We start from the raw sequence: 10,188 nt of genomic DNA on the forward strand, positions 1-10,188 counted from the left end.
TTACCAGGGTTCTTCATCTGAAGCGCCGGTATTTTCATTTTTATATTTTTTTCGCAGCGTCATTTTTTCCAGCTGCCTTTCAATAATTAATTGTGCAATAATTTTTCCTGCATTTTCATTGACATGATCCTGCAAAAGATTTTTTAACTTTTTTTCGCTTACATCAATTCTGTACAACAGCGATACTAATTTTTCAAAATTATTTTGAATAAGTTGATTAATACTGGCGGATAATTTTTCTTCCAGTTCGGCAAAAGAGATTTTTTCCGGCAGCTCCAGTGCCATGTCTTTATTAATGTATTGTATAAGTTCAGCATTGTTCATTATAATTTTTCCATTACGCCGGTACCAAATAAAGCAAAATCATATTTTACCGGATCTGTAGCATCTAAAGTTCGTAAATATTTGGTTAGCTCCAGCGCCGATTGCCAGTCGGTTTGATGGCGCTGCAATAAATTAAATCTTTTGGCCACCCTTGCCACATGCACATCAATAGGTATAATTAATTGCGAGGGAGAAATGTTTTTCCAGATGCCAAAATCAACGCCTGTTGTATCGTTGCGTACCATCCAGCGTAAATACATGTTCAATCTTTTGCAACTGCTGTTTTTTTCAGGCGAGGCAATATGTTTTTTTGTTCTTTGGGAAATATACGGCAGAGAAAAAAAATAATGATAAAAGCCATTCAATCCATTTTCTATTGTAGCATCTTTTTTTTGCATCCCTTTTGTAAAAGCATTTTCAAGAGAATTATTGTTAGAATAATGCATGTTGAAAAATTCGATGCAGTACAACAGATCGGTAGTATTAAATGTGCGGTGTTTAAAACCTTCTAATTTTTTTAAATCTTTGGGTTGATGATGTAATACAAATTGATGCGGTGCATTATCCATTAACTGCAACAATTCTTTGCTTTTATTGATAATGGTAGTACGGTTGCCCCATGCAAAAATGGCGGCAAAAAAACCGGCAATTTCTATATCCTGTTTTTTTGTAAAAAGATGTGGGATACAAATTGGATCTGCTGCAATAAAAGAAGGTTGATTGTAAAAATCAACCTTGCTGTTTAAAAATTCTTTAAGATTATGTTCATCCATCTTAAATTACCCAATTGCTTTATTCAAATCTTCAATCAAATCATCAGCATCTTCAATACCCACGCTTAGTCTTATCAGGCCATCACTCAAACCATTTTTAATTCTTTCTTCTCTTGGTATGCTGGCATGCGTCATACTTGCAGGATGATTGATTAAACTTTCTACACCACCCAAACTCTCGGCTAAAGAAAATAAATGCGTAGCTGATAACACTCTTTTTACTTCAGCATCACTGTCGTTTTTTAATTCAAAACTTATCATACCGCCAAAGCCATTCATCTGTTTTTTTGCAATAGCATAACCAGCGCTGTCTTCAAAACCGGGCCAGTAAACTTTTGCAACTTTTTTATTATTGCGTAACCAGTGTGCAATTTTTTCGCCATTTTCGCAATGCGCTTTCATGCGAACACCTAAAGTTTTTATGCCTCTCAATACTAAAAAACAATCTTGAGGCCCAGGTACAGCGCCACAACTTTTTTGTATAAAATATAATTTTTCTCTAAGCGCTGCGTCGTTCATCATTAAACACCCCTGTATTACATCGCTGTGGCCACCTAAATATTTCGTAGCGCTGTGCATTACAATATCGGCTCCTAAATCTAAAGGGTTTTGTAAGTATGGCGATGCAAAAGTATTATCAACACAAAGCAATGCGCCTGCTTTTTTTGATATAGCAGCAATGGCTTCAATATCGGTAATATTCATTAAAGGATTAGTAGGCGTTTCTATCCATATTAATTTTGTATTTGGTGTTACAGCTGCTTTTACATTTTCAACATTACTGGTATCAACATAAATAAATTTTATATTGTAGCGTTCCCACACTTTTGTAAATAACCGGTAACTGCCGCCGTACATATCGCTTGCTGCAATTACTTCGTCGCCGGGGTTTAATAATTTTATTACACTGTCTGTTGCGGCAACACCGCTGCTAAAAGCCAAACCAAATTTTCCATTTTCAATTATAGCATAAGCATCTTCCAATGCTTTACGGGTAGGGTTTTGGCTACGGGCATACTCGTAACCTTTATTTACCCCCGGTGCCTGTTGTACATAAGTAGATGTTTGGTAAATGGGTGTCATAATAGCTCCGGTACTGGGGTCGGGCTCTGCACCGGCGTGTATTAATTTTGTAGCAAGTTTCATGCTTTTATTCCCCGAAGGAGAACTTGTATCTTTTAAACTCATAGAATTTTTTTACAAAGTAACGTGATTTTTCTTAAGCCCCTTTAGGGGTTTGGGGCAATTATTTTAGCAGCACACAAATATCTCCAGTCGTAATTATTATCTGCATGGGCAGATGCAGGAATTATTTTTTTATCCAAAACATTTTTTCGCAAAATATTTGCATCCACCAATTTCTTTTTGGCCTCATGCATATAATCCTGCAGGGTTTTATTTTCCATCCATTGTTGCTGTGGCGGTTCGTAACCTACTTTATCTTTTCTCCAAACAATTTCATGTGGTAATTTTTTATCCATAGCTTTTCGCAATAACCATTTTGTCCAGCCATCATGTATTTTTAAATTTGAAGGAAGAGAAAAAATAAACTCAACTAATTTATGATCTAAAAAAGGTAAGCGAACTTCTCTGCCATGCGCCATACTGTTTCTGTCGGCGTACCGCAGTAATTCTTCCAGGCCCAATTCTGTGGTGGTAAAATGTAAAATATCATTAAGCTTGGTAACAACAGGTTTGTGAATACCTTCCCATTCCCTGCCTCTTTGCGTTCTTAAAAATTCAGGATTAATATCCGGCTGATGCATTGTTTTTTCGTACTCATTTTTTTCTAATTGCATGGCTGCATGCATAGGTAAAAAAGCAGCAAAATAGTTTTTTAAATTCCACCTGAACGGAATTTTATTTTTTCGTAAAGCTCTTAACTCTTTTTGTGCAGCACCCAGTTTATGCCTGCTTAATACTTCCTGCAAATACCAGTGAATGTATTTGTGGTAACCGGCTAATGTTTCATCGGCGCCCTGCCCGTCCAGTAAAACTATTACATCGTTTTGTTTGGCTAACTCAAAAACTTTGTATTGTGCATAAATGCTTGATGATTGAAAAGGTTCTTCCTGGTGATAACAAAGTTTTTCAAAATCTTTAATTAACCCATCGGCAGTGGGTTGAGTTTTAAAATTAGTAACATCAAGTTGGTTTGTAAGCAGGTTAATATAAATGGATTCATCTTTTTCAAAACCGGGGAAAACAGCAGAAAAAGTTTTTAGTTGATGAAGATTAACTTTTAGATTTTGCATTGCAGACACAATGGTTGAACTGTCGAGGCCACCACTTAAACTTGTTCCCAATGCAACATCGCTGCGCAATCTTTTTTTTACCGATGTTGTAAATAATTCGTTGAATTTTTCAATGGCGTCTTCCGGCGAAATATTAATTCTAAATTCTTTATCAATATGCCAGTATCTTTTTATAACAAGTTTTTGTGCAGATGGTTTGTATTGAAAAAAATGTGCAGGCAGTAAAGAATAAATGTCGCTGAAAAAAGTTTGCTTTTTATCTGCAGCACTTTGCACATTACCCAGTGCCAGGTAATTCAACAGCATTTTTTCGTCGGTCTCTTTTTTTACACCTGCGGCCCATAAAGCTTTCATTTCGCTGGCAAAAACTAAGTATTTATCATCTTCGTAATAATAAAAAGGCTTTTCTCCAAAGCGATCCCTTGCAGCAAAAAGTTGTTGCTCCAGTTCATCCCAAATGGCAAAGGCAAACATGCCGTCAAAATGCGTAAGGCAGTCTTCTTTCCAAAAATCATAAGCAGCCAAAATAACTTCCGTATCCGATTTCGATTTAAATATATAGCCATGCTGCAGTAATAATTCTTTTAATTCTACATAATTATAAATTTCGCCATTGTAAACAATGGTGTAACGGTTTAAATAATGCATGGGTTGTGCGGCAGCATCACTTAAATCAATAACAGAAAGGCGACGGTGACCGAAAACAATATTATTTTTTTCATTGCTCCAAACTCCTTCACCATCTGGCCCACGGTGTGCCATTGCATCAATCATTTTTTTTAAATGAAACGTTGGTATTGTTTCAGAAGAAGTTGATAATATACCTGCAATTCCACACATAGATGTAAATATCAATAAAAATATTGAGGGCAGGTAAAGAGAAAAGAAATATTATTTGTACTAAAAAGAAATGGGTAAGGCAGCCTGCATATTATCCCACGCCATAATTAAATTGGCGCCTGTTGCCGATGGTTGAAATACCATGGTAAAATGCTCAATAGTTTTTTCAGACTTATAAACAGGGGTTTCAATTTTTGCAATGTCTTTAGCAGTATCAGGGTGCAAGCCCCACGAGAAAAGATTGGTATTAAAAACGATTACCCATTTATCTTCAAACGGAATACAATAAATAATATAACGGCCTTTTGAAATGCGCTGCCCTTTAATACTTACGGGTTTAAAAAATTCAATTTCACTTGCCTCGTTTGCGCCTAATCGCCATAAATCACCGTATTGCTGCACATATTTTGGCGGAGGCTCGTTGCCAAAAATTGCCCTCCCATTTTTTTGTGGCCTGCTGTAAATTACCCTTGCTGTTAAACTGCCGGTATCGTTACCACTCATCTTACGTGCAGGAAAATCTACAGGATAATAACTAATATCCATCGGCGATTTATCAACAGCAGCATAAGAGTTGGAAGGTTCAAAAACAGGTTTTTGAATTTCGGGGTTGTTAGAATTAATGGTATTGCAGGCATTAAAGCACAAAGCTGTAAGCAATACGATCACAAAAAATAATGTTGGTTTATTTTTTATCATTTAATTCAATTAATTAAAAAACAATTGGCAAGCTTACTTTTACATCATCCCAGGCAATAATTAAATTGGTGCCGGTTCCAGCTTTTTCAAAAGTCATGGTAAAAGCTTCTACAATTTCAGCTTGTTTTTGAACAGGCACATCCATTCTCGCCACATCTTTTTTTATATCGTATTTAAAAGAACCCCAGGTATCATTTTCTTTATTGATGATAACAGTCCATCTATCTGCATAAGGGATGCAGTACATTGTATATCGCCCCTTTTTAATTTTTGTAGTATTAATTTTTACATTTTGGTAAAATTCAATTTCTGTTGCTTCATTAGCACCAAGGCGCCACACTTTTCCGTATTCAAGTAAATCTCCAAAAACCGTTCTGCCACTTTTTTGAGGTCTGCTGTAAATAACCCTTGCTACTAATGGGTCTGTTGGTTTATCCTGTATTTTAGAAACAGGGTAACCATTGGGATAATAACTCATATCCATTGTAGATTTATCTACAGGCGGTAATTTAGTTTGTGCAATTAAAAAAGATGCAGAAAATATTACTGCACAAACCAATAAAAAAAACTTCTTCATAGATTAAAAATATTTTTTCAAAGATAAACCAATCAGGCATTTAATATTTGCAGCAATTGATGTGCGGCAAATTTTTTTAAATCGGGATAAAAAATTTGGTACTGAGATTTTATGGCCTCATAATGTGTGTTAAAAATATTAAAGGCAACAACGCTTTCTGTAAGGTACTGCGAACGTTTTACAAGCCCGTTAAAACTTTTTTCTATCCCCCACTTATTTTTATAGTTATACAACCAGTTGTATTCAATCATGTAAGGCAGCATTTTTTTAAAACCCTCCGGTAATACGGCAACATTGGTTTCAAGAATTTGATAGGTGGCTAAACTGAATTTTTTTAAATCATCATCAGTTAAAAATTCTGATGTATCGTTTGCTAAAAAATGGTCATACACTACATCTGTAAATGCACCTGAGTACAAACGGTATTGAGGCCTGAAAAATAATTTTATATATTGAGTGGCATCATGGGTATCAGTAAAATTATCTATAGCCCGGTGCAGCTGAATGCCCTTGTGTATAGCGGCATCGTATTCATATTGTTTTTTACCTTTTACAAAATCACTTATCATGTTGCCCACCAAAATTTGCGGATGGTTAAAAGAAAGATGGGCATGTGCCAGAAAATTCATTTGCAAAAATTAATTGAATGGTAAAGATAACTTTTATAATTAGCCAACTGGGTTTAGAAAACCGCATTTACTTTTTAACACAACAAAAACAAAATTTAGTATTTTATTAAGAAAAAAGAGCAAAGGCTTTATGGTAAAGGGTTTTGGTTGATTTTAATAAAAATGTTTTTATAGCATATTACCGTTCGTACATTGTTTAACATAGTTTAATGCTATTGGTAAAGTAATGCTTTCAGTTTACGTAAGCTGCATTTACTTTTGTTTTGTTATTAACCGCTGCTAAGCCATGGCAGTTATTTTAAACCAAAAAAAGTATAGTTATGAAAAAATTAAAAACAATGTTTGCGGCAGTAGCAATTTTGCTTGCCACAAGTGCTTTTGCTTCTCCCGGCCCCGAAAAAATATCCGAAAGGGTGAAAGCAGAATTTGAAAAAAATTTTACCGGTGCATTAAATGTTAACTGGGAAAAAAAGGATGATTTTTATTTTGCTTCATTTAAGCTTAATGAAAAAGAAGTTTCTGCTGCTTACAACGAAAGCGGCGAGCTGCTGGGTGTATCAAGAGTAATTGAAACCAGTCAATTACCCCTTAATGTTTCATTGGCCATTACAAACAGGTATAAAGATTATACCGTTGCCAATAATGTAAGCGAAATAGTTTTTGACGGGCAAACCAATTATTATGTAAATGTTGAAAACAGCCAAAAAATTTTAAAGCTTAAATGCAACAGCTACGGCGAAATAACTGTAGAAAGAAAAACAAAAAAATAGTTTGTTAGGGTTTTGGGTTTTAAAAGCCTCTGTTTACAGGGGCTTTATTATTTCTTTTTACCGGCCCGATATACCAGGAATTACCGGTAAACTTTCGTTGCCGTTTTCATTTACACTTTGTACAGCAAAAAAGTAATTGTCTTTACTAAAAGGTAAAGTAATGGTTGTTGTGGCGGTAAATATTTTTTTTTGCCAAACAGCACTAGTGGTTTCTCTAACCAAAACAAAATAACCTTTTACAGCACCAAATTGTGGTTTATTCCAAAAAAGCAAAGTGGTATTGCTTAATTTTTTTACATCCATTTTTACAGAGTCGGGTATTGGTGGAGCTTTGGAAAGATTGGCAAGGTTTGCCAGGTTCATGGCGGTATTTTTTCTCAAATATTCGTAATCAATGTGTTCTTCAAGGTCGCCATACTTAATATTGTTTTCTGTACGTACGTTTTGATGCTGTCTTGTATAATTTTCATTCATCTCTGTAAATCTAACGGCGGCAAACCCACGCTGTACATAAGGTGTGTGATCGCCACCACGTAAAAAACGATCGTTGCGGTAGACCATTACAATTTGAAGATTATCTACATAGCGTTCGCCAATTTCTTTTACATAGCGGGCCAGCTGCCTCGATTTACCATCGTTTTCCAACCCCAGATTTCTAATAGTTACGGCATTTTTTTCTGTTTCAAACGCAGGAAGTCCTTCACTAAATACTCTGATTTTTGTATTGTCAATAATATTGGTTTCATTACTGTTGTTACTGCCCATAATATCATTGTTTAAAACCGCCTCAATTTTCCAGTTTTCTTTTTTAGCTTTTTCGCTCATGTAAGCAGCGCCTAATAACCCCTGCTCTTCGCCGCTAACAGCCACAAAAATTATTGTAGCTGGAAAAGAATGTTTACTCATCACCCTTGCACATTCAATTACAGCTGCGGTACCGCTTCCATCATCATTTGCACCTGGTGCATCACCCAAACTATCGGTGGGGCTGGTACGCATATTGTCTAAATGTCCGCTTATAATAAATATGCGTTTATCTAACGGATCTGTGCCTTTAAGAGTAGCTACAGCATTTCCTAATAGTATTGGCCTGTCAACTCTTCTGCCATCGGCTGGTAAAGTAGTTGTATCAATAAAAGCAGTTAATCGTCCGGCTGAGTGCTTAGCTATTTGCTGAAATTTCAGCAATACCCAGTTTCTTGCAGCACCAATACCTCTTGTAGTACTGCTTTGATTACTCAATGTATTCCTGGTGCCAAAAGCAACTAAAGTTTTAATGTATGCCTGTAAAGAGTCTGGTGAAACTTCCTTGACCATGCTTTCAATTTCTGGGTCTTTTACAATAGTAGTTTGAGCCTGTGCTACATTTATATAAATAGCGGTAAAAAGTAAGAGAGAGATTTTCATAATTAAGTTTTAGGTAATTGGTAGTATTGATATACTTATAGATGAAATATTCAATGGAGTAAAGTTAATCATTGTGTAGTAAATCAGGCAGATAAAAATATATTTTTATATAATGTGTATTAAAATTAATTAAGATAACCTTAATTTTATTTTGAGGTTATAAATTTTATATTATCTTTACGTTCTGAAGATGACATCTTTGTCATTAGCTTACCTTAATTTGAGATTCGTAATCCGTGCCAAAACCACAGCTGTTCAATATTTTGTGTTAAAATCACGTTCCCAATTAATTCATTAAAACAGGCTCAACTCTAAAATCATGCATATGGAAACTAGGTTTCTTTTGTTTATTGCTATAATTTTTTCATTGTTCAGTACGTCATCGTGTACTACCACTGGCAAAGTAACTTATTTCCAAAATACAAACGATAGTATTTCATCAAGATTTTTAGGAATGGAGGATGCCAAAATACAATATAATGATATATTAAGTGTTATTATAAGTAGCCGCAGTAAAGAAGCTTCAATGGATTACAATAAACAGGATGCTTTAGCAAGCAAGGGTTATACTGTAACCAGCAACGGAAATATTCTATTACCTTCTTTGGGTTATATTCAGGCCGTTGGTCTTACAAAAAAGCAATTGTCAGATAATATAGTCAATCTAATAAATTCAAAGAAGCTCCTTTTAGATCCAATTGTAGAAATACATCTTCTTAATTTTGAAGTTACAGTTTTAGGCGAAGTAAGTCATCCGTTGGTAATAAATGTAGCAAACGAACAAATTTCTTTAGTTAAAGCACTTGGTATGGCAGGTGATATTACTATTTATGGTAAAAGACATAATATCTTACTAATAAGAGAAGAAGATGGTATAAGAACTACCCGTCGTATAGACATTAGCTCAAGTAAATTTTTACAATCGGAATATTACTATTTAAAACCGAATGATGTGATATATGTAGAACCTAATAAAGCTAAAGTGGCTTTGTCTGGAAGATCTCAGCAAATACTGCCAATTGTAATAACCAGTGTGTCATTTCTATTTTTGGTGTTAGATAAAGTGATTAAATAAGAAGTAATAATGGAACAATCTGATAATAAATATGTAGAGGTAGCAGAAAAGGAAACCAATATGGTAGAGCAAATTGCTGCCAAATATTTACCTTATTGGCCTTTATTAGTACTGTTCGTACTTTTATCTTTGTCAGCTGCATATGTATTTTTACGCTATGCCACTCCGGTATATGAGGCCAATGCTAAAATTATTATTAAAGACGACAGAAGGGGCAGCGATGATTCAAAAATAATGGATCAGTTTAATCTTATAGCTTCTAATAAAAGCATAGAAAATGAACTGGAGGTGCTTCAATCAAGGGCATTGATGGAAGATGTAGTAAAAAAGCTTTTTTTATATGCCCCAATATGGCAACAAGGAAAGGTTAAAAAAAGCGATGCTTACTTATTGTCACCCATAGTTGTAGAAGCCAGAAATACAGATTCGATGGTTGAAACAGAAAAGGTTAATTTTAATTATGATTACAAAACGAAAACTGTTTTAGTAGAGGGAAAAGACAAATACCCGGTTAACCAATTTGTGACAACGCCATACGGGGTACTTAAGTTTACACCCAACCCACATTACCTTCCTTCACCGTCAGAAGCAGATAAACAGTTCTTTTTTGAATTGGGCAACCCCAGCGTAGTTGCCTCATATATTATCTTAGCGCTAAAAGTTGCATCTGCAAAGCAATCTGCTATTTTAGATTTAAGTTATAAGGATGTAATAGCGCAAAGAGCAGTTAATATTTTAAATACGCTGATTAAAACATACGATGTAAAATCAATTGAAGAAAAAAATATTTTATCAATCAACACCCTGTCTTTTATAACCGAACGTTTAAATTTATTAGA

11 protein-coding genes are annotated in these 10,188 nt (G+C 34.9%); 3 read left to right on the forward strand and 8 right to left on the reverse strand.

What is annotated here, in order from left to right; genetic code table 11:
- The 7 genes from ACY651_RS10305 to ACY651_RS10335 all read right to left on the reverse strand — a co-directional run bounded on the left by ACY651_RS10305 (position 1) and on the right by ACY651_RS10335 (position 6,097).
- Positions 1-324: a hypothetical protein gene (locus tag ACY651_RS10305; protein ID WP_462252363.1), complete on the reverse strand. Its 324-nt coding sequence runs from the start codon at positions 322-324 to the stop codon at positions 1-3.
- Positions 324-1,097 carry a TIGR02757 family protein gene (locus ACY651_RS10310; RefSeq protein ID WP_462252365.1) on the reverse strand — a complete coding sequence of 258 codons (774 nt, stop codon included), beginning with the start codon at positions 1,095-1,097 and terminating at the stop codon, positions 324-326. Before ACY651_RS10310 ends, ACY651_RS10305 begins: the two co-directional genes overlap by 1 nt.
- A gap of 6 nt (positions 1,098-1,103) precedes the next feature.
- Positions 1,104-2,243, reverse strand: coding sequence for a cystathionine gamma-synthase (locus ACY651_RS10315; RefSeq protein ID WP_462252383.1), 1,140 nt, complete (start codon positions 2,241-2,243; stop codon positions 1,104-1,106).
- A gap of 83 nt (positions 2,244-2,326) precedes the next feature.
- Complete coding sequence (asnB, locus tag ACY651_RS10320) at positions 2,327-4,192, reverse strand: asparagine synthase (glutamine-hydrolyzing) (RefSeq protein WP_462252367.1); 1,866 nt, start codon at positions 4,190-4,192, stop codon at positions 2,327-2,329.
- Positions 4,193-4,252: 60 nt separating this feature from the next.
- The gene (locus ACY651_RS10325) at positions 4,253-4,891 is read right to left on the reverse strand and encodes a DUF2911 domain-containing protein (protein ID WP_462252369.1); all 639 of its coding nucleotides are present in this window, start codon (positions 4,889-4,891) and stop codon (positions 4,253-4,255) included.
- Between the two features lie 13 nt (positions 4,892-4,904).
- Entirely contained in the window at positions 4,905-5,468 is a 564-nt protein-coding gene (locus ACY651_RS10330) for a DUF2911 domain-containing protein (protein WP_462252371.1), read from the reverse strand.
- Positions 5,469-5,500: 32 nt separating this feature from the next.
- Entirely contained in the window at positions 5,501-6,097 is a 597-nt protein-coding gene (locus ACY651_RS10335; protein WP_462252373.1) for an acyl carrier protein phosphodiesterase, read from the reverse strand.
- A gap of 320 nt (positions 6,098-6,417) precedes the next feature.
- Here ACY651_RS10335 and ACY651_RS10340 point away from each other — a divergent pair, with 320 nt between their 5' ends.
- Complete coding sequence (locus ACY651_RS10340; protein WP_462252375.1) at positions 6,418-6,867, forward strand: hypothetical protein; 450 nt, start codon at positions 6,418-6,420, stop codon at positions 6,865-6,867.
- Between the two features lie 57 nt (positions 6,868-6,924).
- Here ACY651_RS10340 and ACY651_RS10345 read toward each other — a convergent pair whose 3' ends face one another.
- Positions 6,925-8,274, reverse strand: a complete 1,350-nt coding sequence (locus ACY651_RS10345; RefSeq protein ID WP_462252377.1) for a M28 family metallopeptidase — start codon at positions 8,272-8,274, stop codon at positions 6,925-6,927.
- A gap of 325 nt (positions 8,275-8,599) precedes the next feature.
- Between ACY651_RS10345 and ACY651_RS10350 the strand changes: the two genes are divergently transcribed.
- Both ACY651_RS10350 and ACY651_RS10355 read left to right on the forward strand, forming a co-directional pair.
- On the forward strand, positions 8,600-9,349 hold the full coding sequence (locus ACY651_RS10350; protein ID WP_462252379.1) for a polysaccharide biosynthesis/export family protein: 750 nt from the start codon (positions 8,600-8,602) through the stop codon (positions 9,347-9,349).
- 9 nt (positions 9,350-9,358) lie between these two features.
- The coding region (locus tag ACY651_RS10355) for a Wzz/FepE/Etk N-terminal domain-containing protein (RefSeq protein WP_462252381.1) at positions 9,359-10,188 on the forward strand (830 nt) is incomplete at its 3' end.

Source organism: Ferruginibacter sp. (genome assembly GCF_031391665.1).
Lineage (GTDB): Bacteria > Bacteroidota > Bacteroidia > Chitinophagales > Chitinophagaceae > Ferruginibacter.

Coding starts and splice junctions, on each gene's coding strand:
- ACY651_RS10305 (WP_462252363.1), bottom strand. CDS start 324: ATGAACAATGCTGAACTTATACAATACATTAATAAAGACATGGCACTG.
- ACY651_RS10310 (WP_462252365.1), bottom strand. CDS start 1,097: ATGGATGAACATAATCTTAAAGAATTTTTAAACAGCAAGGTTGATTTT.
- ACY651_RS10315 (WP_462252383.1), bottom strand. CDS start 2,243: ATGAAACTTGCTACAAAATTAATACACGCCGGTGCAGAGCCCGACCCC.
- asnB (WP_462252367.1), bottom strand. CDS start 4,192: ATGTGTGGAATTGCAGGTATATTATCAACTTCTTCTGAAACAATACCA.
- ACY651_RS10325 (WP_462252369.1), bottom strand. CDS start 4,891: ATGATAAAAAATAAACCAACATTATTTTTTGTGATCGTATTGCTTACA.
- ACY651_RS10330 (WP_462252371.1), bottom strand. CDS start 5,468: ATGAAGAAGTTTTTTTTATTGGTTTGTGCAGTAATATTTTCTGCATCT.
- ACY651_RS10335 (WP_462252373.1), bottom strand. CDS start 6,097: ATGAATTTTCTGGCACATGCCCATCTTTCTTTTAACCATCCGCAAATT.
- ACY651_RS10340 (WP_462252375.1), top strand. CDS start 6,418: ATGAAAAAATTAAAAACAATGTTTGCGGCAGTAGCAATTTTGCTTGCC.
- ACY651_RS10345 (WP_462252377.1), bottom strand. CDS start 8,274: ATGAAAATCTCTCTCTTACTTTTTACCGCTATTTATATAAATGTAGCA.
- ACY651_RS10350 (WP_462252379.1), top strand. CDS start 8,600: ATGGAAACTAGGTTTCTTTTGTTTATTGCTATAATTTTTTCATTGTTC.